The sequence below is a fragment of the Bradyrhizobium sp. BR 1432 genome (genome assembly GCF_051547705.1).
GTDB lineage: Bacteria > Pseudomonadota > Alphaproteobacteria > Rhizobiales > Xanthobacteraceae > Bradyrhizobium > Bradyrhizobium zhanjiangense.
Window position 1 is genome coordinate 1,377,264 of the sequence record NZ_JBPUGF010000003.1, and the last position, 26,490, is coordinate 1,403,753.

Consider the following 26,490-nt stretch of genomic DNA (forward strand, 5'->3'; position numbering starts at 1 on the left):
CTGGCGCGTCTAACAGACACGGTGCGCGAAGAGAACCGTCCGCGGAGTTGAATCGCTCTAGTGTTGAACGGTTCTAAGAACGGAGCGGCAGCGGACGGCAATCTCCAATTGCCGTCGTGCCAACCGCGACACGTCGTGCGCGCGTTCGCGGCGACGTATCACGACTTTGTGCGGTCTCACGCGATCGCAGGCGCCATCAGCGCGTCGATCTTCCGCAGGAACGCGGAGCCGTCGGACGAGGCGCGGAGCGGCGGACGCACGCGCAGCCAGCCGGCATCGCCCGTCTGCGCCGCGAGGATCGCCTTCAGCGTTGCGGTGAACGACGGCGTCTTCAGCACGATGTCGATCGCGGCCTGCATGCGCGCCTCGACATCCTTGCCCTCGACCATGCCCTTGACCAGCTCGGGCACGACATTGGCCATGCCGCAGATGGTGCCGGCGCCGCCGGCAGCGATCGCACGCGTGATATCGGCTTCGTTGCCGACGGTGATGGCGAGCTCGGGGCTAGCTACGCGGAAGGCCTGGAACTGCTTGAAGTCGCCGCTGGAGTCTTTCAGGCCCGCGACCTGCTTGCCATAGCGCTTGCGCAAGCTCGCGGCGACGTTGGTCGGAATCGCAACGCCCGACGTCTGAGGGATGTGATAGAGATAGGCGCGCAGCCGGTCGTCGGCGATGCCGTCGATGATCGCGGCAAAGGCATCCTCGATACCATCAGGCGTGACGCTGCGATCGAAGTAGGGCGGCAGCAACAGGACGTGGCGCAGGCCGAGGCCGAGCACGGCGCGCGTCAATGCGATGCTGTCGGTAATAGCGGGGAAGCCGCCGCCGATGCCGATACGCTCCGGCGCGATGCCGGCCTTGAGCATGGCTTCGATGGTCGCAACGCGCTCAGGGACATTGAACGAGGTGCCCTCGCCGGTGGTGCCGAACAGAACGACACCATCGACGCCCTTGCTGAAGAGTTGCTTGGCATGCGCCGCGAGCTTTGCGGAGTCCACGCTGCCGTCCGTCGCCAGCGGCGTCGCCGACGCCACCCAGAACCCGCGAATTGCCTCCGTCATCTCACTACCCTTTAGCTGCGACCTCGGACCAAGCCTCTGATCTCCTGATGGACCTTGAGAGGGCTTTCCGAGCCTTGTTTTTGCTTTACTTTCGATCTTGTACCTTACATACAAGAAGGAGGCAAATCCTTTCCACCGTCGCGGCGCGCATAGGCGCAGTCAGATCTGAGGAGGTCTCGCATGGACATGGTGACCCCGAATGAGCGTCCTGACCAACTGCTTGGCGCATTGCGCAACAAGCTCGGCGCGGCCGCGGTGCTGACCGGCAGCGACGTGCCGGCGCGCAATTGCAACGATTGGAGCGCGAGCTTGCCACAGACACCGCTCGCGGTGATCCGTCCGCTCGATGCGCAGGGCGTTGCCGATGCGATTCTGACCTGCCGGAAGGCGCGACTTCCCTTCGTGCCGCAGGGCGGATTGACCGGGCTGTGCCGCGGCGCCTCGCCCGAGACAGGCTGGGTCGCGATCTCGCTGGAGCGCATGACCGGGATCGAGGAGATCGATCCTGCATCGGCGACGATGACGGTGAAGGCTGGCACGCCGCTGGAGACCATCCAGAAGGCCGCGGATGAGGCCGGCTTCTTCTTCCCGCTCGATCTCGGCTCGCGCGGCTCCTGCGCGATCGGCGGCAATCTCTCGACCAATGCCGGCGGCAACCGCGTGATCCGCTACGGCATGACGCGCGAGCTGGTGCTCGGGCTCGAAGTGGTGCTGCCGGACGGCACCATCATCACTGGCCTCAACAAGCTGATGAAGAACAACGCCGGGTACGATCTGAAGCATCTCTTCATCGGTTCCGAAGGCACGCTCGGCATCATCACCCGCGTGGTGCTGCGGCTGTTTCCCAAACCGCGCTCGACCATGGCCGCGCTCTGCGCGCTGAAGGACTATGCCGCGGTGATCGCCCTGCTCGGCGCCGCGCGCAGCGGGCTCGGGCCGCTGCTGTCAGCCTTCGAGGTGATGTGGCCGGACTATTGGGACGTGATCACGACGCGCGCCGGCGTAAAACCGCCGGTCGCAGCAGGCCACGGCCTCTACGTGCTGGTGGAGGCACAAGGCACCGACGAGAGCTTAGATGCACCGCGCTTCCAAAACTGGCTGGAAGAGCTGATGGAGCGCGGACTGCTGGCGGATGCCGCCGTGGCGCAATCGCTGGCGCAAACGCAAGCCTTCTGGCGCGTGCGCGACATCTGCGCCGAATTCGGCCAGGTGCTGGGGCCGCACATCTCCTACGACATCGGCCTTGCGGTGGCGCGGATGGACGAGTTCGCGACGCGCTGCAAGGCCGCGCTCGCGAGAGGCATCAAAGGCTGCGAGAGCGTCTATTATGGCCATATCGGCGACGGCAATCTGCATCTCGTCGCCTGGGTCACGGGTCTCTCCGTCGAGCAGCAGCCGAAAGAACAGATGGACGCGATCATCTATGGTCTGGTGCGCGAGATGGGCGGCAGCGTCTCCGCCGAGCACGGCATCGGCACGCTGAAGAAGAAATGGCTGGATCATGCCAGGAGCGAGGCCGAGATCGCGCTGATGCGAACCCTGAAGGCCGCGCTCGATCCCGAGCATCTGCTCAATCCCGGCAAGGTGATCTGACCGGAGAGCCCATGAAGTCGCTGAAGCTCGATACGCCGAAATCGCTGTCGCAGCGGGTGATGCAGCGGCTGCGCCAGGCCATCATCGACGGCGAGTTCGCGCTCGGCGCCGCCATCTCCGAGGAGATGGTGGCAATTCCTTCGGTGTCAGCCGCACGCCGGTGCGCGAGGCGATGGGCCTATTGCAGGCGCAGGGGCTCGTGGTGATCCGGCCGCAGGTCGGCAGCTTCGTGTTCACGCCGAGCGCAGAGGACATCCATGCGCTCTGCACCTTCCGCATCGCGCTCGAGCCGAAAGCGGCCGAGCTCGCCTTCCGCCACGATCGCGACGGCGCAATCGCGACAATGAACGCAGCGATTGCCGCGATGGAGCCGGCGATCGCGGTAAAAGACAACATCGCCTATGGCCGCGCCGACGCCGCTTTTCACGAGGCGCTGGTCGCCCATTGCGGCAACCGTTACCTCGCCGAATCCTATCAGCTCGTCTCCGGCCGCGTCGCCGCGCTCCGCACCAATTTGACCTCGCCGATCGACGTGCGCACCCGCTCGTCCTTCGACGAGCATCGCAGGCTGCTCGATCTGTTCGCGCGGGGCGAATTCGCGGCCTTCGAAGCGCTGATGACGACGCACATCACCAATTCGGGCGTTGTCTATGCCAAGGCGCTGAAAGTAGAGGCACTGAAAGTGGAGGCGCCGCAGATGGACGCGCCGAAGGTGGATTGAGCGCCGTCACGGTCCCTCCCTCGGTCCCGGCCTGTCCAGAAAATCCAGCGCGGTGTTGATCTGTTCGAGCTGGTGCTCGAGCCTGTCGCGGTCTTCGACCGACTGCGTCGTCTCGAGCTGTTCCACGAGCTTCTGCTTCCGCATCAGCAAGTTCTCTATAACCGTGCTCACAATTCCCCCATCGCCAGAGGCGAAGATCAGGGCAATGTCAAACCCGGACGCGAGCGCGCGCGACCCGGGCCGCATCGACCCTCCATCAGAATGTTCGCGAAGGCCGATGGTTCCTGCAGGTGAACCACGACGCGATCGCCGAGGTCCGGCAGTTGCTCGCGGGCGGCTGAAGCTTGGCTGGCACCCCGGGAACCCCGACCTTTCACGCGCCCGTCGGTTGAATTCGGGGCCTCGGCGTCTTATCCGTAAGCCCCCATGAACACCCAGATCATCACCGCCGAAAAACCCCTGATGGCGCAGGCGCGCCCGCGCAAGCCGGCGCCGTTCCTTCCCATGAGCCGCGCCGAGATGGATGCGCTCGGCTGGGATGCCTGCGACATCGTGCTGGTGACCGGGGACGCCTATGTCGACCATCCGAGCTTCGGCATGGCGATCATCGGCCGCCTGCTGGAGGCGCAAGGCTTTCGCGTCGGCATCATCGCGCAGCCGGACTGGCATTCGGCCGAGCCGTTTAGGGCATTGGGCAAGCCGCGCGTGTTCTTCGGCGTCACCGGCGGCAACATGGACTCCATGGTGAACCGCTACACCGCGGACCGCCGCTTGCGCCATGACGATGCCTATACGGCCGGCGGCGAAGGCGGCAAGCGGCCGGACCGCTGCACCATCGTCTACGCGCAGCGCTGTCGCGAGGCGTTCAAGGACGTCCCCATCGTGCTCGGCGGCATCGAGGCCTCGCTGCGCCGGATCGCGCATTACGACTACTGGTCCGACAAGGTGCGCCGCTCGGTGCTGGCCGACGCCAAGGCGGACTTGCTGCTCTACGGCAATGCCGAACGCGCCGTGGTCGAGGTGGCGCAGCGGCTCGCCGCCGGCGAAGCGCCGCGCGATCTCGACGACATCAGGGGCGTCGCGCTGTTCCGCCGCGTGCCGGAGGATTATTCCGAGCTGCACGCCGACGATCTCGATTCCGCCGATGAAGGGGCAACGCGCCAACGCGGCTTAACCGTGATCCGCCTGCCGGCGCTGGAGCAGGTCGAGCAGGACCGCGAGGCCTATGCGCGCGCCTCACGCGTGCTGCACCGGGAGAGCAATCCCGGCAATGCGCGGCCGCTGGTGCAGCGTCATGGCGATCGCGATCTCTGGCTCAACCCGCCACCGATCCCGCTGACCACCGAGGAGATGGACGCGGTCTACGATCTGCCTTACGCGCGCGCGCCGCACCCCTCCTATGGCGAAGCACGAATTCCAGCCTGGGAGATGATCAAATTCTCGGTGACGATCATGCGCGGCTGCTTCGGCGGCTGCACCTTCTGCTCGATCACCGAGCACGAGGGCCGCATCATCCAGAACCGCTCGGAAGGCTCGATCCTGCGCGAGATCGAGAAGATCCGCGACAGGACGCCGGGCTTCACCGGCGTGATCTCCGACATCGGCGGCCCCACCGCCAACATGTACCGGATGGCGTGCAAGGATCCGAAGGTCGAGGCGGCGTGCCGGCGGCCGTCCTGCGTCTTCCCAGAAATCTGCCCGAACCTCAACACCTCGCATGACGACCTGATCCGGCTCTATCGCAAGGTGCGCGAGACCCGCGGCATCAAGAAGGTGATGGTCGCCTCCGGCGTGCGCTACGACCTCGCCGTGGAGAGCCCCGAATACATCAAGGAGCTCGTCACCCATCACGTCGGCGGCTATCTGAAGATCGCGCCTGAACATACCGAGCGCGGCCCGCTCGACAAGATGATGAAGCCGGGCATCGGCGCCTATGACCGCTTCAAGCGGATGTTCGACGCTGCCGCCGAGCAGGCCGGCAAGAAATATTACCTGATCCCCTATTTCATCGCGGCGCATCCCGGCACGACCGACGACGACATGATGAACCTCGCGCTGTGGCTGAAGAAGAACCGCTATCGCGCCGATCAGGTGCAGACCTTCCTGCCCTCGCCGATGGCGACGGCGACCGCGATGTACCACACCGGCGTCAATCCCTTGCGCGGCGTCCGCCACGGCGGCAGCGACAAGGTCGAGGCGATCAAGGGCCTGCGCCAGCGCCGCCTGCACAAGGCGTTTCTGCGCTATCACGACCCCGACAATTGGCCGGTGCTGCGCGAGGCGCTGAAGGAGATGGGCCGCACTGACCTGATCGGCTCGCAGCCGCACCAGCTCGTCCCCGCGCACCAGCCCCCCGGCACCGGCAAGGCCGCCGGCACCAAGCGTCCGCTGCGGCCGAGCGGCAGGACGCAGCGGTTCACGACCAAGGGTCTGCGGGTGATGAAGTAGCGGGCGAGTGAGCTTTCGTGCGCCCGCAACAAAAAAATATCGAAACAACCCCATGCACAGTAGCCGGCCCTAGCGGGATCAATGGCTTAGACGCTTTGCAGAGACGTTGACGCGTCGGGCAAAAAGTCGTTGCCCCGTCGGGCAACACAGGCGCATCATGGCATCATCGGACGTATGTGGGATAGAGCGAGCCCGGTCTCTACACCGGTTGTCGCCTCATTGCTCGCGAACGCCAGCTTTTCTGAGTCCCTCAACGATGTCGTCGTACTCACGACGAAACTGCGGATGGCTCGAACGTGCGTAGCCTATTCGCTGGAACCACTGGACCGTGAAGTCCGGTCGGATTGCATTCAATTCGGCCAACGTTTGCTGGGCCATTTCCAATTGGCCAGTAGCTCCATAAGCTGAAATCAGATCTGCATACGGCAACCAGTTTAATTTGTTCAGATTGATCGAGCGCCTGCATTCCTCAACGGCTTCGTTATATTGGTGCACATGCACGTGAGCGTGACAGAGGAAGAAGTGCCAAGTGCCAGCGGCCGGGTCTTTGGGGCTTAGGCGCAAAGCGATCTGAACCGGGGAAAATGCTTCGCGCGCGCGTCCGGCCGTAACAAGTACGATCCCCTTTGATGCGTACGCCAGCGGCGAATTAGGGTCGATTTCCAAAGCTGCGTCGTATTCAGGTAGCGCTCCCTCGGGATTTCCGTATTGCAAAATGTTTCCCTTGACTATGTGCGCGGTTGCGGTTGCCGGGCGTTTTGCAAGAACTTGATCAATTAGTTTGGTCGCTATCCTCTTGTCCTCGACCACGGACGTTGACCATCCGGAGAGCACGTCAAGGGCTATGCACGCGGCCTTGCCGAGCTTTGCATCGATGTTGTCCGGATCGAGGCGCAGCGCGCTGTCGAACAAGTCTTTTGCCTGCGCGTTCGTTACCTTGGCCCCAGGTTCATAGAACTTCGCCCAGCCGCGCATGCTGAAATCCACAGCGTCCGGATTCGTTGGCCTGTCTATTTGGCTGCGCCGGCTTTCGGCCTCGACGAGTTGGACGTTGAGAGAGCGGGCGAGCCGCGCCGTGACCTGCTCCTGCAAGGCCGCAAGATTTGTCCGATCACCGTCAAAGCGGTCAGACCAGATGTCTCGACCAGTCGACAGGTCGGAAAGTGACACATTCATACGGACCTGACCTCCGGCCCGCTGCACCGCGCCCTGTACAGCCCAGCGAATGCCAAGCTCCTTGCCGAGCGTCTTAAGATCGACCTGCTTGTTCTTGTAGGTAAAGGCCGTTCCGCGCCCAATCACAAATGCGCCAGGAATTTGCGCAATGTCGGTCGTCAGGTCAGTCGTAATACCGTCAGCGAAGTAGTCCTGCTCGGGATCGTTGTTGAGGTTTGCGAACGGCAGGACGACAAGCGACAGGCGGGGAGCGATATCGGGCCGCACCGCTGCTTCTTTTTGTGTCTTTTGCCCTTCCCGCAAAACGTCAGTACGAAACATCTTCGAGACGACGAGGGCGCCGGCCACCGCCCCGAGGACTGCAATTGAGACAACCGCGGCGCCGACAGGCGTCAAACGCCCTCGGATCCGCCCCCTAGAACGACGAGGCGTTGAAAGCGCGCCTTGTCTTGCGCGTTCAGTCTGAGTGGCCGGACCAGATCCATCCCTGATCACGGTATAGGCCCGCACCGGGCGGTCGATATTCTTGAGGTTCCGCTCGTGCAGATCGGCGAACTCAACGCCGACCTTGCCTTGGACTTGATCGTAGGCAGAGGCCGAGATGCAAATGCCACCCGGTTCTGCGATACCCTCCAACCGCGCCGCAATGTTAACGCCGTCTCCGAAGATATCGTGGGGCTCGACGATGACGTCGCCAATATTGATGCCCACACGGAAAGCAATGCGCCTATCTTCAGCATCTCCGCTTGTCAGTTCGTCAACGAGTGTCTGGAACTGTACAGCTCCTCGAACCGCTTCAACTGCACTTGGAAACTCTGCCAAGAACCCGTCGCCGGTATTCTTCACGATGCGACCGCCGTGTTCGGCAATTGCGGGATGGACAGCCTTTGTTAGGAGAGCAGTCAGTCTGGCATGCGTGGCCTCTTCGTCCTGGTGCATAAGGCGCGAATAGCCAGCCACATCGGCGACCAATATCGCCGACAACCTGCGCTCGACCCGGTCCGGCCGCTCTTGCACCATGCCAGCGATCCAACCTAGACGCGATATTGTACAACAGGTCGCATGGGATGCCCATACGAGCCAATGTTACAGTTGGGTCAGAATTGCGAAATGGCGGCGTTATCGGCTTAGGTCTGCTTCCCCAAAGCGCGGCACTTGCGAGTGCACGCCTTCCCATGTTGCCCAACTTTCCTCCAGCCGACGTATCGCAAACTCCTGCGATCATGCTTACCTTGGCTTCATGAAAAAGATCGGATTCCTCTCCTTCGGGCACTGGACGCCCTCGCCGCAGTCGCAGACCCGCTCTGCTAGCGATACGCTGCTGCAATCGATCGAGCTTGCGGTCGCGGCGGAACAGTTAGGGGCGGACGGCGCCTATTTCCGGGTGCATCACTTCGCGCGGCAGCTGGCCTCGCCCTTTCCCTTGCTCGCCGCCGTCGGCGCCAAGACCAGCAAAATCGAGATCGGCACGGCCGTGATCGACATGCGCTACGAGAACCCGCTCTACATGGTGGAGGACGCAGGCAGCGCCGACCTCATCGCCGGCGGCAGGCTGCAGCTCGGCATCAGCCGCGGCTCGCCGGAGCAGGTAATCGACGGCTGGCGCTATTTCGGCTATCGCCCGGCCGAGGGCCAGAGCGACGCCGACATGGGCCGGCGCCATGCCGAAGTCTTCCTCGACCTGCTCCGCGGCGAAGGTTTTGCCGAGCCCAATCCGCAGCCGATGTTTCCCAATCCGCCCGGGCTGTTGCGCCTCGAACCGCATGCGCAGGGCCTGCGCGAGCGGATCTGGTGGGGCGCCGGTTCGAACGCCACCGCGGTGTGGGCGGCGAAGCTCGGCATGAACCTGCAGAGCTCGACGTTAAAGAACGACGAGACCGGCGAAGCTTTTCACGTGCAGCAGGCTGCGCAGATCCGTAGCTTTCGCGCGGCATGGAAGGAAGCCGGCCACACCCGGGAGCCGCGCGTGTCCGTCAGCCGCAGCATTTTTGCGCTGATCGACGATCGCGACCGTGCCTATTTCGGCAGGAGTGGTGAAGGCGAGGACCAGATCGGCTTCATCGACCCGCGCACGCGGGCTATCTTCGGCCGGAGTTATGCGGCGGAGCCGGATGTGCTGATCGAGCAGCTGCGCCAGGACGAGGCGATCGCCGAGGCGGACACGCTGCTGCTGACGATCCCGAACCAGCTCGGCGTCGCCTATTGCGCGCATGCGATCGAGGCGATTTTGACGCACGTCGCGCCGGCACTTGGGTGGCGGTGACACGAACGTCGATATATCCCTTGGCTTACCCCGTCTTCGTCCCCGTGATGACGGCGAGCGCCTCGACGAAGCGATCGAGATCGGCCTCCTCGGTGTAGAGTGCCGGCGTCACACGGATGCACTGACCCCTGGCGACGCCGGCCCGGCGCACCGTCAGGATCTTGTAGTCGTCCCTGAGCTTCGCGACGATGGCGTCGTTGTCGGCCTTGCTGGTCTTGCCGGCGAGGCGGAAGGACGTGATCGCGCCGTATGAGCCGACTTCGTCCGGCGTCAGGATCTCGATGTCCCTGAAGCCACGCGCGCGACTCACCCAGTAATCGCGCAGATGCCGCAGGCGGGCTTGCTTTGCCGCCGCGCCGATCTGCTGATGCAGCGCCACGGCCGCGGGCACCGTCAGTACCGTCGCGAAATTGACCGTGCCGGTATGAACCCGCGAGCGGATGTCGGTCTCCGGAAAATCCTCGTCGCCCATGTCGCGGTCGATGGCGGCGAGACGATCCTTTCTGATGTAGAGGAAGCCCACGCCGACCGGCGCACCGATCCATTTGTGCAGGTTGAAGCCGACGAAATCGACATCGAGCTCACCCACCTTGAAGTCGATCTGTCCCCAGGAATGGGCGGCGTCGACGATGACGTCGATGCCCTTGGCTTTGGCCATGCGGGCGATCTCGGCGATCGGCATGACGAGGCCGGTGCGATGGCTGACATGGGTCAGGAGGAGAAGTCTTGTCTTCGGGTTTGCCTCGATGGCGCGGGCATAGGCGTCGAGCACGGCCTGGCGGGTGGCGGGCTCGGGCACATCGAACTTGACCACGTCGACGCCGCGGCGCGCCTTCAGCGCGTTCATCGCATACTGCATCGAATTCATAGTCGAGGTCGGCGTAGAGCACGCCGTCGCCGGGCTTCAGCCTGTTGTAGCCGCCGATGAGAAGCTGCAGCGCTTCGGTGGCGCCGCGGGTGAGCGCGATCTCCTCAGGCAGCGCGCCGACCGCCTCCGCCACCTTGGCGCGCACGGCCTCGAAATCCGCACCCGCGCGCTGCCGCGCGTAGTAGGTGTTCTGATAATTGACCATGTCGGTTTGGCGAATGAACTCGCGCCTCACCGGCTCGGCCATGATGCCCCAATAGCCGTTCTCCAGATTCACGACATCAGGCGTCACGGCATAGAGCCCCTTCACGGCCGTCCAATAGGCTTTGTCGGTGGCGATGGCCGCCGCCGCGCCGGTCGGCTGCGCCGGAAGGCCTTCAGCCGCCATCGCCGGTGCGGCCAGCGACGTGACCGCTACGGCCGCGAGGCCCTTCAGGATCGACCGGCGGTCGGACGACATAGTCTCAATCAGATGCATATCAGCTTCCACGATGCGCGGCGAAGGGAGCAGCGATCGATAGAGCGCGAATGACGGAGCGATGACAATTCGATGATGCCCGGCCCGCCGGTTACACGCCGACCATTGTCTCGTCGATCGCGTGCTGCGCCGATGGCGGCAAGCCGCTGCGGGCGATCTTGAACCGAAGGTCAGGCTGCCGCCCGCCGGAATGGGCGATGCCCATGCAGGCAAAAGCCGCGCCGCCGATCAATGCCGGTGCAAATGACCGGCGGCCACGCTCAGCTGATGTTCAGAAGGATGCGCCCCGACTTGCCGCTGCGCATCAGATCCAGCGCGTCGTTGATATCGTCGAGCGCAAACTCGTCGGTCACGATGCCGCGGTAACTGACCTTGCCGGCCTCGTCGAGGCGAACGAGACGCGGGATATCGCGCGCCGGCTGGCATTGCCCGCCTTCCGAGCCCTTCAGCACTTTCTCGAAATGGAGCGGCAGCGTGTAGATCTCGACCTTGTCGCGGGGAACACCGACCAGGATGCAGCGGCCCTTCTTGGCGGTGATCTCGTAGGCGAGCTCGATCAACCGGCTGACGCCGGTGGTCTCGACGACCTTGTCGGCTCCGTCAGTACCGGTGATGGCCTGGACCTCGGCGGCCAGATCCTTCACCGCGTCGGAGTTGATGGTGTGGGTGGCGCCGAACTGCCGGGCCATCTCGAGCTTGTTGTCGAGACGGTCGATCGCAACGACCGGATAGGCGCCGACCATCGCGGCAAATTGCACGATGTTCAAGCCGACGCCGCCGACGCCGAACACGACGACGGCTTCGCCGATGGCGACCTGCGCATCGTTATTGACGACGCCGAGCGCGGTCGTCACCGCGCAGCCGAGCAGCGGCGCGCTCCTGCGATCGATCGAGGCCGGAACGGGCGTGACGCGATTTTCCGACACCACGGCATATTCGTTGAACGTGGTGACCCAGCCCGCGTTGAGGCGCTTGCCGCGCCAGGAATAGACCGGCGTATTGGACTGGATGCCCTTGCCCGGCCGCCAATGCATGACGACGGTGTCGCCCTGCTTGCAGGAGACGACGCCGGGTCCGGTCTCGACGATGGTCGCCAGCGCTTCGTGTCCCAACAGATGCGGCAGGAACTTGTCGACGCCCTTGACCGCGTCGATCTCGTTGATCTGTGCCCCGCAGATGCTCGACGTGTGCACGTGCGCAAGCACCTGGCCGTGCTCGAGCGTATCCGGCAAAGTGAACTCATCGACGATCAGCGGCTTGCCGGACTCGACGAGAATCGCCGCCTTGGCTGTCTTGACATCCATGAGCAGCGCCCGGTCACTCGAAATAGATGAATTCGTAATCGCCGGTGTAGCCGAGCTTGCCGTAGAGCCAGATCCATTCCGACGTGTGCAGGATGGACTCCGCCGTCAGTGCCCAGCATTCGAGATTGTGCAGCTCGGCGACGTTGCGGTAGCCCTCGACCATGACGTATTTGTTCTTGCCGACCCGCTCGATCTCCTTGAGCGCCGCCTCGAGCTCATAGAGCCTGAGATTGTGCAGGGTGCCGAGCGAGATGACGAGGTCGAAACTGTCGTCGCCATAGGGATAGACGTCCTGGGCGCGATAATTGAACAGATACGGTTTCACCTGCTCGTGCGCATGTGCGAGGCCGTGTTTGGAGATGTCGAAGCCGACGATCTTCAGGCCCGGCAGGATCTTCTGCATCTCGTAGAGCAGAAAGCCCTTGCCGCAGCCGACGTCGAGCACGCTGGACCCATCCTTGAGACCATAGGTCTCGATGAGCGCCCTGGCGACCGGCGCCCAGCGGCCCTCGATGAAGCGGTAGCCGCCATAGCCGAAACGGCGATCACCATCCCAATAATCGGCCTCGTATTCCCGCGCCTTCAGCGAGCAGGCGATCTTGTCGTCGTTCATGCGGCCCATGTAGTCGCGCTTGGTCGCCGTATGCAGCGGCGTCACGATATTCAGGAGTCGTCCGATTGAGCCCTCGGATTCCAACACGCGCTGAGATTGTCTCGACCGGCCCTTGGAGCCTTGCGTCGCGACCTACGACTTAGCCTAGCATTTGTGCCGAAGACCATCATTGTTTCAGATCAATGATGTGGACATCCGTAGCCGCGACCGCACACGTGTCCAAGCCTCGCCTTTGTTTGGGATGCGAGGTCGGGCGAACCTTGATTCCACGCGCCGCCGCGGTATACGTTCCCCCCATGATGTTCATGTCCACATTCTTCCCGCTGATCTGAACGGTTGACGTCGTTCCGGCGCATCCGCGCCAATCAGATCAAACGGCTGCGCTTGATGCGTAGTCGAACGGAGAATGTGCAATGCCCAAGACCGAACAGGCTGGCCTGACGCCCCGTCAGGTCCAGAACTTCATCGACGACGGTTTCATCAAGATCGAACATGCCTTCAGCGCCCAGCTTGCAAAGCGGTGCAGGGACGAGCTGTGGGCGGATATTGGCCTGTCGCCGGACGAACCCGAACACTGGACCAAACCCATTATCCGGGTGGGCGCCAAGGCTTCGCCCCCATTCACTGAAGCCGCGAACGGGCCGTCCCTGCACAAAGCCTACGATCAACTCGCGGGCGAAGGGCGCTGGCTTGCGCCCAGGGCTCTCGGAACCTTTCCGATCCGCTTCCCTTCCGCGGAATCCCCCGGTGATGACGGCTGGCATGTGGACATGAGCTTTGGCACCGCCAGTCCGGATTTCATGGAGTGGCGTGCCAATGTGAAAAGCAACGAACGTGCGCTGCTGATGCTCTTCCTGTTCTCGGATGTCGGCCCGGATGATGCGCCCACGAGGATACGGAAAGGCTCGCATGCCACCATCGCGCGGGAGCTGCTGCCCTATGGCGACGCAGGCGCGACGCTCCGGCAGCTCTCTGCCGAGGACTACGCCTCGACCGCAGATTGCGAGGTCGAACTGGCGACCGGTGCGGCAGGCAGCGTCTATCTGTGCCATCCGTTCCTTGTTCATGCCGCGCAACCCCACCGGGGAAGCGGCCGCGCTTCATGGCACAGCCTCCGCTGCTGCCGAAGGGCGAATTTGATCCGGCGTTGCCACCTTCGCCGGTTCAGATCGCCATCCGGCAGGCGTGTGGGCTGGCGTTGTAGTCGGACAACATCCGGGACCGCTGGGGCGGCTGATGTTCCGGTTGCTCCCGGCGTTTCACGGGGCAACGGGCTCCAATCCTTTGCTCCGGATAACAGCGGCGGCGGCTGGCGAGCGCAGGAATGCAATCAGTTGCTCGGCGGCTTTGGGCTCCTTCACATTGGAGCCGAGCCCGATGCTGAAGGTGGTGTAGTTCTGCAGCTCGTCCGGCAGCGAGCCTGCGAGGGCGACGCCCTCTACTCCGACGATGTTCGGCACGGTGATGACGGTCAGCTCCGCTTCGCCGCGCGCGACGGCCTCTACCGGGCTTCGGCCTGCCACGGCCAGGAGCTTCGGCTTCACCTCGTTCTCAATTCCGAGGCGATCGAGCAGATGGAGAAAATAGCTTCCGCTCGCGCTGTCGCGCGAATAGGAGATCGTTTTGGCCGCGAGCAGCGTTCGCTTTAAGTCTTCGCTGGAGGCGACCTGAGGTTTAGGCGCGCCCGCACGGATCGCCACACCGGCGGCCGTGCGGGCGATGTCCGCGCGCGTACCCGCGGCGATTTTGCCCAGCCTCGTAAGATCATCGACCGTTGCCGGCAACAGGATCGCCGCATCGAACATCTCACCCGCTTCGATCCGCCGCTTGAGCACCGGCACGCCCTCAAAGGTGAGTACGAGCGTGTGGCCGGTTGCGCGTGTAAACGCTGGCGCAAGGTCATCGAGCGCGCCCTTCATGGTCGGCGTGCTGAAAACGGTGACCTCGGCGGCACCGCCGGTGGCGGCACTGAACATCACGACGAGAGCTGCAACCGCGATGCGAATGCCTTCCATCGCCACCTCCTGCACTTCGAGCTGGTCCATCCGGAGCTGGAGTCAGCGCCAAAATAGGAGTATCCACAAGGTTGATTATTCGACAGGCCGGTAGCAATTTGGGTACGTCGACGCATGCGCTGGGCGGATAGGGTCGGACGATTTCTCAAGCCTCGCGACCTCCACATCTTCATGACGGTGGTGGAGGAGAGCAGCATGGCGAAAGCCGCCGAGCGCCTGGCGATCTCACGGCCGGTGATCTCACGCACGATCGCCAATCTCGAACACATGCTCGGGGTCACGCTGCTCGACCGCACCGCACGCGGCATCGAGCCGACGCCGTTCGGCAAGGCGCTGCTCAGACGCAGCACCGCGGTGTTCGACGAGCTTCGACAAAGCGTAGAGGAGATCACGTTTCTCAGGGATCCGCAGGCCGGCGAGCTGCGCATAGCCTGCACCGAGGTATGGGCCGCCGGGCTCGTGCCGGCAGCGATCGAGCGACTGTCGCAGCGACTGCCGCGTTTGCGCGTCAGGCTGGAGCAAGGCACAGCGCTGCAGCAGTTTAACCTGCTCAGGGAGCGTCGATGCGAAATCGTGATCTCGCGACTGCTGACAGAGGCCCCCGATTCCGACATCGACATGCAGCCGCTGTTCTACGAGCCGCTGGTCGTCGTCGCCGGACCGCAAAGTTCCTGGTCGCGCCGCCGCAAGCTGTCGCTTTCAGAACTTGTCGACGCGCCCTGGATCCTGTCTACGCTGGAAACCGAACCCGGCTCGCCTTTCGTCAAAGCCTGCCGTGCCGCGAAGCTGCCGATCCCCACTGCAACGATCTTCAGCAACTCACTACATTTGCGCATCAGCCTACTGGCCACCGGCCGCTATCTCACTCTCGTGCCGGGCTCGGCGCTGCGGTTCGGCCCCGGAGCCGATCTGCTCAAGCCGCTGCCCGTCACGTTGCCGCGCTGGCATCTGCCGACGGGGATTTTCACCCTGAAGGGCCGAATGCTGAGCCCCGTGGCACAGGTGTTTGCCGATTGCATTCGCGAAATTGCCAAGCCGCTTGCCCGCAACTGAGGGCACGCATGATGGCAGCGGCGAAATCGTACTGAAGCGCGTTGAATTGGAAATGCCGCGCCGTTCAGAACAAAACAACGAACTCATACATAATTGAAATTGCATGTGATTTTTCCTGCTCCAGGCGTTCGACCGCCGTCGGCGCAGACTTCGGGTCCACCCGCTGTCGTCGAGAAAATTCAACACACCTCACGACAGCGTGCACCTTTCGCTCTTGGAACGTAGTATGTTGCCGGAAGCCGTCGACGCTTCGAGACCGAGGATTTCGCGTGGCACTCGATCGCGGCGCTCGAAGAGATGCACTCCAGAATCAAGCTGATGATCGCGGCAGCGGTCGGACGGCGCGGCAAATGGAGGACACGATGGTGTGGCGTGACGACAAGGCCCGGGCAACCCTGATCCGCGATGCAGCAGGCAGCGTGCCAGCAGGCAAGAGCCCCGGGCCTTTGCCGAGCCTCTGTTCGGCTACACCAATGCCGAGGACCTCGCCAATTACGATGCAGCCTCGCTTGCCCTCCTGGCGGAGCAAGCCTGGGAACACGTGCAGCGGCGCACAGCCGGCCGCGCCGATATCCGCGTCTTCAATCCGGCGCTGCCCGACGGGCGCGAGATTTCCGTGCTCGAAATTCTCAACGACAACATGCCTTTCCTGTTCGACTCCACCATGGCGGAGCTCATCGAGCAGGGCATCGAAGTCACCCTTGTCGCTCATCCGATCATCGCCGTGGAGCGCGATGACCAGGGCAAGCTGCTGCGCTTCTACGGCGAATCACTGCCGGAGGGAGCAAAGGGCACGCGCGAAAGCCTGATTCATCTCCACATCACTCGCCTGGACGCCGATGCGGATCGCAAGAAGCTGATCGAGGGCCTCACCAGCACGTTGAACGACGTCCGCGCCTGCGTCACCGACTGGCGCGCCATGCGCGACCGCGTCGAGGAAGCGATCAAGACTTTCTCTTCCAATCCGCCGCCGCTGCCGATCGACGAGGTCGCCGAAGCAAGCCAGTTCCTGCAATGGCTCTGCGCGGACAATTTCACCTTCCTCGGCGTGCGTGAATATCGCTTCTCGTCCGACAGCGATGCGTCCGACGACATTACAACCGGCGAAGGCCTCGGCATCTTGCGCGATCCCGACGCGAAGGTGCTGCGCCGCGGCACGGAAATGGTGGTGATGACGACGGAAATTCGCGAGTTCATGCGCGAGCCGACGCTGCTGATCGTCATCAAGGCCAATGTCTCCAGCCGCGTCCATCGCCGCATCCGCATGGATTATGTGGGTATCAAGCTCTATACGCCCGACGGTCGGCTCGAGGGCGAACTGCGCGTCGTCGGCCTTTTCACCTCCGGCGCCTATACCCGTTCGGTACGACAGATCCCCTATGTCCGCCACAAAGTTTCGGGGGTGCTCCAGCGCGCGGGCTTCGACCCGAGCGGCCATTCCGGCAAAGCGCTCATGCATATTCTCGAAGATTATCCACGTGACGAACTATTCCAGATCGACGTCGACACTCTGAACAATTTCGTCATCGAGGTCCTGATCCTCTACGAGCGCCCCCGCGTCCGGGCGCTGGCGCGGGTCGACAAGTTCGATCGCTTCGTATCCGTCCTCACCTTCATTCCACGCGACAAGTACGACACCAATGTGCGCACGCGTGTCGGCGCCTTCCTGGCGCAGGCCTACAAGGGCACCCTGTCGGCCTCCTACGTATCATTCCCTGAGGGGGCGCTTGCGCGCGTCCACTACATCATCGGGCGCTATGAAGGCAAAACTCCCCTCGTCGAACGCGCCGCGCTCGAAGCCGGAATCAGCGCCATTGCCGCAACCTGGGCCAACAAGCTGAAGGCCGCGCTCACTGCGTCGACCGATGGCATGCGGGCACGCATGCTCGCCAATCGCTATGCCCAGGCCTTTAGCGGCGGCTATACCGAGGTCTTCACGGCAGAACAGGCGATCGCCGATATCGCGACCATCGAGAAGCTCACGCCAGCGCGCCCGGTAACGATTTCCGTTCACCGCTTCGGAGGCGAGGGCAATCCCAGACGCTTCGGCCTCAAAGTTTTCTCGGACGCCGCACCGCTGTCGCTGTCCTACCGCGTGCCGGTGATCGAAAATCATGGCCTGCGCGTGGTCAACGAACGCACCTATCAGATCGTGCCCGGTAACCGGCCCGCCCCGGTCTGGCTGCACGACATGACGATCGACACCAGCGACGGCCAGCCGATCGAGATCAGCCCGGACTTCAGCCATCGCCTAGAAGCCTCGATCATGGCAGTGGTCACCGACCGCGCCGAATCCGACGGGTACAATGCCTTGATCCTGCGCACGGCCCTGGGCTGGCGGGAAGTCTCGACCATCCGGGCGCTGTCCCGCTATTTGCACCAGATCCGTGCCCCGTTCACCCAGGACTATATGTGGGAGACCTTGCGCAAGAACGCCGCGATCACGGCCAACCTCGTCGCACTGTTCCAGGTTAGCCGCGATCCGCATCTTATCCTTACCGATCGCGAACGTTCAGCGCGCGAGGCAACTCTCCTTGCCGAGATCGAGGAGCAGCTCAAATCCGTCGCCTCGCTCGACGAAGACCGCATCCTGCGCCGCTTCACCAATCTGGTGCAGGCAACCGTTCGCACCAATCTGTGGCAGATCGGCGAGGATGGACATCCGCGTCCGGTGATCTCCTTCAAGTTCGAGGCGCGCCGGATCGACGACTTGCCCGCTCCACGACCTCTCTACGAGATCTTCGTCTATTCACCTCGTGTCGAAGGTATCCACCTGCGCTTCGGCAAGGTTGCGCGCGGTGGCTTGCGCTGGTCCGATCGGCCGCAGGATTTCCGCACCGAAATCCTCGGCCTGGTGAAAGCGCAGCAGGTCAAGAACGCCGTGATCGTGCCGGTCGGGGCCAAAGGCGGCTTCGTACCCAAGCGCCTGCCATCGCCCTCCGATCGCGAGGCGTGGCTAGCGGAGGGCACAGAAGCCTATCGCATCTTCGTTCGTTCGCTGCTCGAACTCACCGACAATCTCGGCGGCGACATCGTGGTGCCGCCCGACCTGACAATGCGGCATGACGGTGACGACCCCTATCTCGTCGTAGCCGCCGACAAGGGCACCGCCACCTTCTCCGACGTCGCCAACGCGATCTCGGCCGAGAAGAACCATTGGCTCGGCGATGCCTTCGCATCCGGCGGCAGCCAGGGTTACGATCACAAGAAAATGGGGATCACGGCGCGCGGCGCCTGGGAGGCGGTCAAGCGCCACTTCCGCGAGCTCGGCACCGACATTCAGACCACGCCGTTCACCGTTGCCGGCGTCGGCGACATGTCCGGCGACGTCTTCGGCAACGGCATGCTGCTCTCGCCGACGGCGAGGCTCGTCGCGGCTTTCGATCACCGCGACATCTTCATCGATCCCTCGCCCGATCCGGCGATCAGCTTCCATGAGCGTAAGCGTCTGTTCGACCTGCCGCGGTCGAGCTGGCAGGACTACAACAAGTCGCTGATCTCGCAAGGCGGCGGCGTGTTCTCGCGCTCGCTCAAGGCGATCGCGCTCGCTCCGGAAGTGCGCACCCTGCTGGATCTCGATAAGCCGCAGGCGACGCCGTTCGAGGTGATGACGGCAATCCTGAAAGCGCGCGTGGACTTGCTGTGGTTTGGTGGCATCGGCACCTATATTCGCGCGTCGGCGGAGAGCGACGATCAGGTCGGGGACCGCGCCAACGATCCGATCCGCGTCGCGGGTGGCGACGTGCGCGCGCGGGTGATCGGCGAAGGCGCCAACCTCGGCGTCACCCAGCGTGGCCGCATTGAAGCGGCGCAGAAGGGCGTCAAGCTCAACACCGACGCTATCGACAATTCGGCCGGCGTGAACACGTCCGACGTCGAGGTCAATATCAAGATCGCGCTGGCGCGCCCCGAGCGCGAGGGACGCCTCAGCCCCGCTGACCGCAACAGCCTGCTTGCCGCAATGACCGACGAGGTCGGTACGCTGGTGCTGCGCAACAACTATCTGCAGACGCTGGCGCTCTCGCTCGCCGAGCGCAAGGGCGTGGCCGAGGCCGGCTTCCTCGCCCGCCTGATGCAGTCGCTCGAGCAGCGCGGCTTGCTCAGCCGCGCGGTGGAGTACTTGCCCGACGACGCAGCGCTCACCGAGCGCACCCGGCGCGGCCAGTCCCTGACGCGGCCCGAGCTTGCGGTGCTGCTCGCCTACGCCAAACTGACCCTCTACGATGACCTGCTCGTCACCAGCGTGCCCGATGATCCCTATCTTGCCCGCGAGTTGTCCCAGTATTTTCCGCGCGAGATTCAGGACAAGTTCCCGACAGCGGCCGAACTGCATCGTCTGCGGCGGGAGATCATCGCGACCAGCCTCGCCAATGCGGTGATCAACCGCGGCGGCCCGGCCTGTGTCGTACGCCTGATCGACGAGACGGACGCCGATATCCCGACCATCGTCATGGCCTACGTGGCGGTCGATGAATGCTACGGTCTGAAGGGGCTCAATGACGCGATCGATGCACTCGACGCCTGCATCGACGGGCAGGTGCAGCTGTCCCTCTACGCTTCCGTGCAGGACCTCCTGCTCTCGCGCATGGTCTGGTACGTGCGCAATGTCGATTTCAAGGGCGGGCTGGAGGCCGTGGTCGCGCGCTTCGGCCCGGCTATCCGCCAGATTGTCGCCGCGCTCGACACTACCCTGCCGCCGGACTTGCAGGCCGCACGCGCCAAGCGTCGGCAGGACCTGATCGACGCTGGCGTCCCGGCCGGCCTTGCCGGCGAGCTCGCCGATCTCGACGCTCTGGTCTCGGCACCCGATATCGTGACGGTCGCCGAGCGCACCACCCGCCCCATTGGCGACGCCGCCGCGACCTTCTTTGCCGCCGAGGCGAATTTCCGTCTCGACCGCATCATCGCCGCCGCGCGCCACGTGCCGGCAAACGACTATTTCGAACGTATAGCCATCGATCGCGCCGTTGAGCAGATCGCTGGCGCCGAAGAAGACTGGCCGCGGATATGCTGGCGACCGGCCAGTCCGGCCAGCAGGCCGTCGAGACCTGGCTCGCGGCTCACCCCCAAGCGACGCGCATCCGCAGCTCGGTCGAAGAGATTGCTGCCAGCGGCCTGACGCTCGCCAAGCTGACGGTGGCGGCGAACCTGCTGGGGGACTTAGTCAAGGCCTGAGGGCGTAGCGAGGCAGCGATGTGAAAGGGTCAATGCTAGGCAGGTTGTCAGCCGGCGAATGGAGGAATCCAATGATCCACGCTACTTGCCATACAGCCGATAATGTCCGCTGCATCGAGTTCGATGCCACGCCTTGGTTCAACGAGGCTGACGCTCCGAGCATTATCGACTTGGCCCAGCACGGATGGGCCAGTACCGCGATTGCCGATTCCCTCGAGTGCCGACGCGGATACGAACGGCTGCACGACCTCGTTGAATATGCGGCGAAGCGACTGCAATCAGAATCCCTGGAGGACCCGACCTGGGAAACCTTCGAGTGCGTCGTCGACGGACCGGAGGCCGTGGCCTGGCTCGAGAAAAACCGACCCGACGTGGTGACAAGGATCCGGTAAGCCACGCAAAGCGCTGCAACGGCGGCGCTTGATTTTTGCGATTGCAAACGAAAGAAATGGCGCTCCCTGGGGATGGGGCAGAAGCGAGTGATTTCAGTGGACTAAAGAACAGTTTGGGCAGCGACAGCCTCATTGCTTTCCAAAGCGTTTCAGCATGGCTGCCCAAACGTACCCTAAAGGCGATGAAAGCCGCGCCTCGCCGCCAATACTGCAGACTCACCGGCGACGACGGCAGTTGAGCACCTCACCGAGCCTCCTACCGCCAGGCACGGTCGCTACGACTGCAAATCAATTCAGGCGTAAAGCTTCACTCATCCAATTTCTTGTTCAGTTCAGGATCGAGCTTGGTTCGGTCGAACAGACTGATAGAACGTGATAGGCCTGCATTTTCCGTCGAAATCCGCGAGGACGACGGCCGTCCAGGGGCTCGTGGTCTCGCCCGAACTGTCGCGGGAGTCCGGCATGACCTTGCGAGCAGCAACGACATACCAAGCGCGACCAGCCGTTGCCGCCTTCGCAGCCGCAGCGAACTCATCCAATATTCCGCGCAGATTTTTGCGCATTTCTTCTTCAGTGTCCCCGCGGAGGTATTTTCGAGACGACTTTCCTGCCTCCCCGTACTCATGCTGAATGTTCAACTGCAGTCGGGCATCGTCCACTTCGATCTTGGTCACCCGTGTCACCGCTCCGCCTTCGCGAAGATAATCCCGCACCCGGACGTCGCAGGCCAAAAATCTGTCCGTGGGTGGCTGAGCGACGCTAGCTGCAGGGGAGACTGCGGCAAGTGTCCGGCTGTGCTTTTTTCGAGGAGCAGCGTCCACAGGCATCGTGGCGACGGCGGCGCTGAGGAGCGCCACGGCGAGCACGACTGGAAGAGGGGCATTCATGAGTGCGCTGCCAATTCGGTCTTTCTAAAACGCGCGGGCCTCTGCATTGGTTCCGCGGCGCGGCCAATTCGGAGCAATCATGAAGGACCGAAGAAGCGGGCGGCGGCTCCTCAGGAACTTTTTCCTCAACACAGTCTTGTATGTTCTACGACCTTGCGGAGGCGGCTTTTTCGACCGTCGGCCGGTCATGGACTCGATACTCATCAAGATCTTCGCCACGGCGCTTGCCTTCAGCCAGGTCACTACCCGGCCGGATGGGATCAAGACGGAGTTCGATGCGGTGCGCGACCGCGTCGAGGTGGCGCAGCTTTTGAGTGCCGGCTGCGCCCACATGCGCAAGGCTTTCGACATCGAGGACATCAACCTGGACGATCTGATTGCCACTGCCATGGATGACAAGGAGGCGTTGAGCAGCGAGATCAAGGCGCTCAAAGGACTGAATCTGACCGACCTCCAGGTGGCCTATAGGCAGTTCTGCAAGGTCGAAAACGTGGAAGACTCTCCGGTCGATCTCGGTCAGGTCATCACCTTCTACAACAGCGCGGTCAAGGATCTGCCCGACGCGGCGCAGCTTGAGCACCTCAGGCTTTCTGGCACCAGCGAAGTCCTCGACAACAAGGGCGAGCAGCTTGCTGAGATTTACGCGCCTAACAACCGCCGCATCTCGGTCAAGCTTGCGGATATCCCGGAAGCGGTACGCAACGCATTTATCGCCGCCGAGGACAAGCGTTTCTTCCAACACGCCGGCATTGACGAGCGCGGACTGGTCCGCGCCTTCATCGGCAACTTCACGCACCCGGGCCGGCCGCAGGGAGGCTCGACCATTACGCAGCAGGTCGCCAAGAACCTGCTGGTTGGCAACGACATCACTTACGAAAGAAAACTGCGTGAAATGATCGTTGCCTCGCGGATGGAGCGCGCCCTGACCAAGGCGGAAATCCTCGAGCTCTATCTCAACTCGATTTATCTCGGTCGCGGAGCCTGGGGCATCGAGATGGCGGCGCGCAGCTATTTCGGCAAACCGGCCAAGGCGCTCTCCGCCGTCGAGGGCGCCCTCCTCGCCGGGCTCGCCAAGGGACCGAACTACTTCAACCCCGACCACCACCCCGAGCGCGCGCGCGAGCGCCTTGCCTACGTGCTCGGCCGCATGCAGGACGACGCCATGATCGACGACGCCGCGGCGAAAGCAGTATTGCCGCAGCTGGCGGAGTACCGGCCGACGCGACGGGACTTCGGCTTTCACTTCGTCGATCACATCGCCCGCGAGGCAAAGTTGGTCGCGGGCCTTGATACTCTCACCAACGCCTCCTACACGGTGCGCTCGACCATCAACTCGGCCTTGCAGCGCGTAGTCGAAGCGACATTGCAGGAGGGCCTCGCGCGGTACGAGCTGAAGACCGGCCGCTACAAATTTGAGGAACCCGAGGCGAACATTTCCGATGCCGTCCGTCGTATTGCGGCAGACCTGAAGGCCACGGAACCGGCTTGGCTCGCGGCGTTGAAGGCGACACGGCTACCTCTCTACGACGTTCACTGGGACTCGGCGGTCGTCCTGGAGAATGCGCGTGGCAAGCGTGGCCACGCGATCAACGTCGGCCTGACCGACGGAAGAATCCTGCCGCTGAACACCTGGAGCGCCGCGATCCAGCGCGGCCTCAAGCCGTACGATGTGGTCTACGTGCAACTGCGCGAAGCCAAGGGCAAGGAAGCGGCGCGTGCCGATCTGCGTATTCGACCGAACGTGCAGGGAGCGGCCCTCGTACTCGGGAACGAAACCGGCCGCATTCTCGCGATGGCGGGCGGCTTTTCGTATCCGGCAAGCCAGCTCAACCGCGTCGTCCAGAGCCTGCGCCAACCCGGCTCCACCTTGAAGCCGCTGACCTATCTCGCCGCCCTTCGCAAGGGATTGCAGCCCAACACGCTGGTGATGGACGAACCCATTACGCTGACACCGATCGGCGCGACGGTCCACGCGCGCCGGGGCGATTTCTGGTCGCCGAAGAACTATGACGGCGGCGCTTTGGGTGCCATTACACTGCGGCGTGCGCTGGAAAACTCTCGCAATCTCGCCACCGTGCAACTGCTCGCGTCCGGTCTCGACGACAGTGCCGAGCGAGGCCTCGACCGGGTCTGCGAGCTCGCGATGGAAGCGCAGCTCTACAAGGACTGCATGCGCTACTACCCGTTCGTGCTCGGTGCCCAAACCGTGCGGCTCATCGACCTTGCGGCGTTCTATGCAGCGATCGCCAACGAGGGCGCTCGGCCCCGGCCCCATGCGATCGAAACGATCGAACAGGACGGCCGACCAATCTACCGGCACGATCCGCGTGCGGTGGACTGGATCGGCTCGGCCGACCGCGCATCGTTTTACCAGTTGAAATCAATGCTGCAGGGCGTGCTCGCGCGCGGAACCGCGCGCGTGGTGAAGCATCTTTCGCCCTTTGTCGGCGGCAAGACTGGTACCACTGATGATGCGGTCGACGCCTGGTTCGTCGGCTTCACAAATGACGTTACCATCGCGATCTGGGTCGGCTACGACAACAGCGATGGCGGGCGCCGCTCTCTTGGCAGCGGCCAAACCGGATCAAAAGTGGCGCTGCCGATGTTCGAGCCGATCGTGCAGGCGGCCTGGGAGCTGCACGCTCCCAAGATGGCATTGAACGGCCCTTCGCGCGAAGCACTGCGTCAGCTCGTTCCCCTGTCGATCGATCCCCATACCGGCGATCCTTCACCGCCCGGCTCCGGCCGCGCTTTCACCGAGTATCTCAAGAGAGATCCGTCGGGTAGAATCGATGATACGCAATTTCGGATCGTCTCGCGTGCAGAAAGCTACGCCCATCGTGGCGGTCGTGACGAAGACGACGGGCCATTCCAGCAGTGGTCCTACGACAACCGCCATTACGGCGATAACCGGTCGCCCTTTCCATTCCCGACCTGGCGTCTTGGTCCGCGCGAATATCCCTCCTGGCGCGGACCTCCCGATGACGAGGACCGCCTCCCGCGACCGCCGCTCCGAGTCGATCCCGATTATTTCTGGCGGCGGCTGAATTGAGCATTGACCCATGAGACTTCACCGTGCCGCAGTCCTCATCGCCGCCTGCGTGGCCGCTTGCACAGGTGCGGTCGCGCAGGAATTCCAGCTGGAGGACGTGGCCGCAGTCGCCAGCATCCCGATCGCACAGATCAAACCGCGCACCGTCGTCTTCGCCGACCAGCGCAACGATAAACTCGCCGATTCCTCGACCGAGCTCATTCCTTTCGACGATTGGGCCCGCTCACGTCCGGTTCAGCGGCGCTTCCTCTCGCTCTTCCCGAGCTTCGTTGAGCCCACGCTCAACCAGCAGACGAAACTGAAGCTCTCGGTCTACCAGGCGGAGGCCCGTTTTCGACTTCCAAAACCGGCAGCGGCATTGGATCTGTCGCGGTATGCGAATGTCGCGTTCCTCGAGCAGATCGATCGGGCCGTCAAGCACTGGCCGATCACGGCGGCCGATGATGTCCCCAGCAAAGACGCGGGCGCCGCGCACAACCGTCCGCCGGATCGCCGCTGGTGCGAGGACGCGAACGCGATCTGCGTGCGGTCCCGCTACATGTTCGAAGGGAAAATTCCGGCGGGCATTCAGCTTGCCAACAAGCTGCGCGACGAGAGCAAAAAACCGATTCCGGATTTCATCGAGTTCCAGAGTGAGATCATGTTGGTCACGCAGCCGCGCCTTGCCGAGCTGCCGACCCTGACAGGGCTCGACTCCACAGTCACCAGCGCGCTCGAGCAGAACATCTTTTGGGTGAACCAGGTCATCCAGTTCGGCAAGCTGCTTGCGGTTCTGCAACAGCATCCGACCCAGCGGGAAGCCGCCATCGCAACGGTCTACATCCTGATTGCGGTCAGGAACGACGTGCTCAACAAGCAAAGGGAATACAGCAATACACCCGTTCTGCGAAACCTCGTACCCGCGCAACTGCTCATGGGCAAGAGCTCCTTCAACAGCGGCGATTCGCTGAGCGCCGGCCTGCCGAAATACGCCAGAAGCCGCATCAAGGCGATCGCCAACATGATGGAGCGGGATTGAGTAGATCGTGTGCGGCAACGACAAATCGCGTTTGCAGTCGACAGGCATCTGAGAAACCCCGAAGAACTGGCAAACAGTCTCCGAGCCACGGCAAAACTCCTGCCTGCCACCCCTTGCAAGATCAGTCGGTCAAGAGTCTGGCACTTCCGATCGGGACTCCCATCCCAAAATGTCACGGAATATCGTGCATTTGGCGCACCACGGCCGATGAAGATGGGCACTATCGTTTCGCTGTAGCGCTATGATGCCGCAGTCTGGTACGCGCTCCAATCGGCAAAGCTACGACATGCTACGACATTGCACTACGCCTCGCGGGCGCTGTCTGATTTGCTTCCGAAATTGATGCTGTGACCGCACTCAAAGCGACCGGCCG

Annotated in this window: 16 protein-coding genes and 4 pseudogenes; 10 read left to right on the top strand and 10 right to left on the bottom strand. The window is 63.1% G+C overall.

Translation table 11 applies throughout. The features are described 5' to 3' along the window. Window positions 1-176: 176 nt before the first annotated feature. The gene (locus ACSKB8_RS06725) at window positions 177-1,061 is read right to left on the bottom strand and encodes a dihydrodipicolinate synthase family protein (RefSeq protein WP_438103362.1); all 885 of its coding nucleotides are present in this window, start codon (window positions 1,059-1,061) and stop codon (window positions 177-179) included. A 180-nt stretch (window positions 1,062-1,241) separates the two neighbouring features. On the opposite strand from ACSKB8_RS06725, the gene ACSKB8_RS06730 reads away from it, so the two are divergent. Both ACSKB8_RS06730 and ACSKB8_RS06735 read left to right on the top strand, forming a co-directional pair. Then, window positions 1,242-2,654 (top strand): FAD-binding oxidoreductase, encoded by a 1,413-nt coding sequence (locus tag ACSKB8_RS06730; protein WP_438103364.1) that lies wholly within the window; start codon window positions 1,242-1,244, stop codon window positions 2,652-2,654. A gap of 11 nt (window positions 2,655-2,665) precedes the next feature. After that, window positions 2,666-3,375 (top strand): annotated as a pseudogene (locus tag ACSKB8_RS06735) (GntR family transcriptional regulator). A gap of 6 nt (window positions 3,376-3,381) precedes the next feature. Here ACSKB8_RS06735 and ACSKB8_RS06740 read toward each other — a convergent pair. Continuing rightward, entirely contained in the window at window positions 3,382-3,621 is a 240-nt protein-coding gene (locus ACSKB8_RS06740; RefSeq protein ID WP_091887361.1) for a hypothetical protein, read from the bottom strand. A gap of 180 nt (window positions 3,622-3,801) precedes the next feature. Between ACSKB8_RS06740 and ACSKB8_RS06745 the strand changes: the two genes are divergently transcribed. Further along, a complete protein-coding gene (locus ACSKB8_RS06745) occupies window positions 3,802-5,823 on the top strand; it encodes a YgiQ family radical SAM protein (RefSeq protein WP_438103366.1) in 2,022 nt (673 codons plus the stop codon). A gap of 216 nt (window positions 5,824-6,039) precedes the next feature. On the opposite strand, the gene ACSKB8_RS06750 is transcribed toward ACSKB8_RS06745, so the two are convergent. Continuing rightward, on the bottom strand, window positions 6,040-8,019 hold the full coding sequence (locus tag ACSKB8_RS06750) for an adenylate/guanylate cyclase domain-containing protein (RefSeq protein WP_438103368.1): 1,980 nt from the start codon (window positions 8,017-8,019) through the stop codon (window positions 6,040-6,042). Window positions 8,020-8,239: 220 nt separating this feature from the next. Here ACSKB8_RS06750 and ACSKB8_RS06755 point away from each other — a divergent pair, with 220 nt between their 5' ends. Further along, window positions 8,240-9,262: an LLM class flavin-dependent oxidoreductase gene (locus tag ACSKB8_RS06755; RefSeq protein WP_438103370.1), complete on the top strand. Its 1,023-nt coding sequence runs from the start codon at window positions 8,240-8,242 to the stop codon at window positions 9,260-9,262. Window positions 9,263-9,287: 25 nt separating this feature from the next. Here the strand turns inward: ACSKB8_RS06755 and ACSKB8_RS06760 are convergent, their stop codons facing one another. The 5 genes and pseudogenes from ACSKB8_RS06760 to ACSKB8_RS06780 all read right to left on the bottom strand — a co-directional run bounded on the left by ACSKB8_RS06760 (window position 9,288) and on the right by ACSKB8_RS06780 (window position 12,612). Beyond that, window positions 9,288-10,121 carry an aminotransferase class V-fold PLP-dependent enzyme gene (locus ACSKB8_RS06760; protein ID WP_438103372.1) on the bottom strand — a complete coding sequence of 278 codons (834 nt, stop codon included), beginning with the start codon at window positions 10,119-10,121 and terminating at the stop codon, window positions 9,288-9,290. 64 nt (window positions 10,122-10,185) lie between these two features. After that, a pseudogene (locus ACSKB8_RS06765) lies at window positions 10,186-10,608 on the bottom strand (aminotransferase class V-fold PLP-dependent enzyme); the annotation flags it as partial. 91 nt (window positions 10,609-10,699) lie between these two features. After that, complete coding sequence (locus ACSKB8_RS06770) at window positions 10,700-10,840, bottom strand: hypothetical protein (RefSeq protein WP_438103374.1); 141 nt, start codon at window positions 10,838-10,840, stop codon at window positions 10,700-10,702. Between the two features lie 28 nt (window positions 10,841-10,868). Then, complete coding sequence (locus tag ACSKB8_RS06775) at window positions 10,869-11,912, bottom strand: zinc-binding dehydrogenase (RefSeq protein WP_438103375.1); 1,044 nt, start codon at window positions 11,910-11,912, stop codon at window positions 10,869-10,871. A 13-nt stretch (window positions 11,913-11,925) separates the two neighbouring features. Then, window positions 11,926-12,612, bottom strand: coding sequence for a class I SAM-dependent methyltransferase (locus ACSKB8_RS06780; RefSeq protein ID WP_438103377.1), 687 nt, complete (start codon window positions 12,610-12,612; stop codon window positions 11,926-11,928). 326 nt (window positions 12,613-12,938) lie between these two features. Here ACSKB8_RS06780 and ACSKB8_RS06785 point away from each other — a divergent pair. Next, a pseudogene (locus ACSKB8_RS06785) lies at window positions 12,939-13,729 on the top strand (phytanoyl-CoA dioxygenase family protein). A gap of 55 nt (window positions 13,730-13,784) precedes the next feature. Here the strand turns inward: ACSKB8_RS06785 and ACSKB8_RS06790 are convergent. After that, window positions 13,785-14,570 (bottom strand): molybdate ABC transporter substrate-binding protein, encoded by a 786-nt coding sequence (locus ACSKB8_RS06790; RefSeq protein ID WP_438103379.1) that lies wholly within the window; start codon window positions 14,568-14,570, stop codon window positions 13,785-13,787. Window positions 14,571-14,654: 84 nt separating this feature from the next. Here ACSKB8_RS06790 and ACSKB8_RS06795 point away from each other — a divergent pair, with 84 nt between their 5' ends. The 3 genes and pseudogenes from ACSKB8_RS06795 to ACSKB8_RS06805 all read left to right on the top strand — a co-directional run bounded on the left by ACSKB8_RS06795 (window position 14,655) and on the right by ACSKB8_RS06805 (window position 21,160). Beyond that, window positions 14,655-15,593, top strand: a complete 939-nt coding sequence (locus tag ACSKB8_RS06795; protein ID WP_438103381.1) for a LysR family transcriptional regulator — start codon at window positions 14,655-14,657, stop codon at window positions 15,591-15,593. 350 nt (window positions 15,594-15,943) lie between these two features. Further along, window positions 15,944-20,768, top strand: a pseudogene (locus ACSKB8_RS06800) (NAD-glutamate dehydrogenase). A gap of 71 nt (window positions 20,769-20,839) precedes the next feature. After that, entirely contained in the window at window positions 20,840-21,160 is a 321-nt protein-coding gene (locus ACSKB8_RS06805; RefSeq protein WP_438103383.1) for a hypothetical protein, read from the top strand. Window positions 21,161-21,492: 332 nt separating this feature from the next. On the opposite strand, the gene ACSKB8_RS06810 is transcribed toward ACSKB8_RS06805, so the two are convergent. Next, window positions 21,493-22,047: a hypothetical protein gene (locus ACSKB8_RS06810; RefSeq protein WP_438103385.1), complete on the bottom strand. Its 555-nt coding sequence runs from the start codon at window positions 22,045-22,047 to the stop codon at window positions 21,493-21,495. 187 nt (window positions 22,048-22,234) lie between these two features. On the opposite strand from ACSKB8_RS06810, the gene ACSKB8_RS06815 reads away from it, so the two are divergent. Both ACSKB8_RS06815 and ACSKB8_RS06820 read left to right on the top strand, forming a co-directional pair. Further along, a complete protein-coding gene (locus ACSKB8_RS06815; RefSeq protein ID WP_438103386.1) occupies window positions 22,235-25,099 on the top strand; it encodes a penicillin-binding protein 1A in 2,865 nt (954 codons plus the stop codon). Between the two features lie 10 nt (window positions 25,100-25,109). Then, window positions 25,110-26,117 carry a hypothetical protein gene (locus tag ACSKB8_RS06820; protein WP_438103387.1) on the top strand — a complete coding sequence of 336 codons (1,008 nt, stop codon included), beginning with the start codon at window positions 25,110-25,112 and terminating at the stop codon, window positions 26,115-26,117. The last annotated feature ends 373 nt before the right edge of the window (window positions 26,118-26,490 follow it).

What these genes read in the sequence shown, in the direction of transcription:
- ACSKB8_RS06775 (WP_438103375.1), bottom strand. Translation starts at nt 11,912, where the DNA reads ATGGATGTCAAGACAGCCAAGGCGGCGATTCTCGTCGAGTCCGGCAAG.
- ACSKB8_RS06805 (WP_438103383.1), top strand. Translation starts at nt 20,840, where the DNA reads ATGATCCACGCTACTTGCCATACAGCCGATAATGTCCGCTGCATCGAG.
- ACSKB8_RS06750 (WP_438103368.1), bottom strand. Translation starts at nt 8,019, where the DNA reads ATGGTGCAAGAGCGGCCGGACCGGGTCGAGCGCAGGTTGTCGGCGATA.
- ACSKB8_RS06820 (WP_438103387.1), top strand. Translation starts at nt 25,110, where the DNA reads ATGAGACTTCACCGTGCCGCAGTCCTCATCGCCGCCTGCGTGGCCGCT.
- ACSKB8_RS06790 (WP_438103379.1), bottom strand. Translation starts at nt 14,570, where the DNA reads ATGGACCAGCTCGAAGTGCAGGAGGTGGCGATGGAAGGCATTCGCATC.
- ACSKB8_RS06795 (WP_438103381.1), top strand. Translation starts at nt 14,655, where the DNA reads ATGCGCTGGGCGGATAGGGTCGGACGATTTCTCAAGCCTCGCGACCTC.
- ACSKB8_RS06815 (WP_438103386.1), top strand. Translation starts at nt 22,235, where the DNA reads ATGGACTCGATACTCATCAAGATCTTCGCCACGGCGCTTGCCTTCAGC.
- ACSKB8_RS06810 (WP_438103385.1), bottom strand. Translation starts at nt 22,047, where the DNA reads ATGAATGCCCCTCTTCCAGTCGTGCTCGCCGTGGCGCTCCTCAGCGCC.
- ACSKB8_RS06760 (WP_438103372.1), bottom strand. Translation starts at nt 10,121, where the DNA reads ATGCAGTATGCGATGAACGCGCTGAAGGCGCGCCGCGGCGTCGACGTG.
- ACSKB8_RS06745 (WP_438103366.1), top strand. Translation starts at nt 3,802, where the DNA reads ATGAACACCCAGATCATCACCGCCGAAAAACCCCTGATGGCGCAGGCG.
- ACSKB8_RS06730 (WP_438103364.1), top strand. Translation starts at nt 1,242, where the DNA reads ATGGACATGGTGACCCCGAATGAGCGTCCTGACCAACTGCTTGGCGCA.
- ACSKB8_RS06725 (WP_438103362.1), bottom strand. Translation starts at nt 1,061, where the DNA reads ATGACGGAGGCAATTCGCGGGTTCTGGGTGGCGTCGGCGACGCCGCTG.
- ACSKB8_RS06755 (WP_438103370.1), top strand. Translation starts at nt 8,240, where the DNA reads ATGAAAAAGATCGGATTCCTCTCCTTCGGGCACTGGACGCCCTCGCCG.
- ACSKB8_RS06740 (WP_091887361.1), bottom strand. Translation starts at nt 3,621, where the DNA reads ATGCGGCCCGGGTCGCGCGCGCTCGCGTCCGGGTTTGACATTGCCCTG.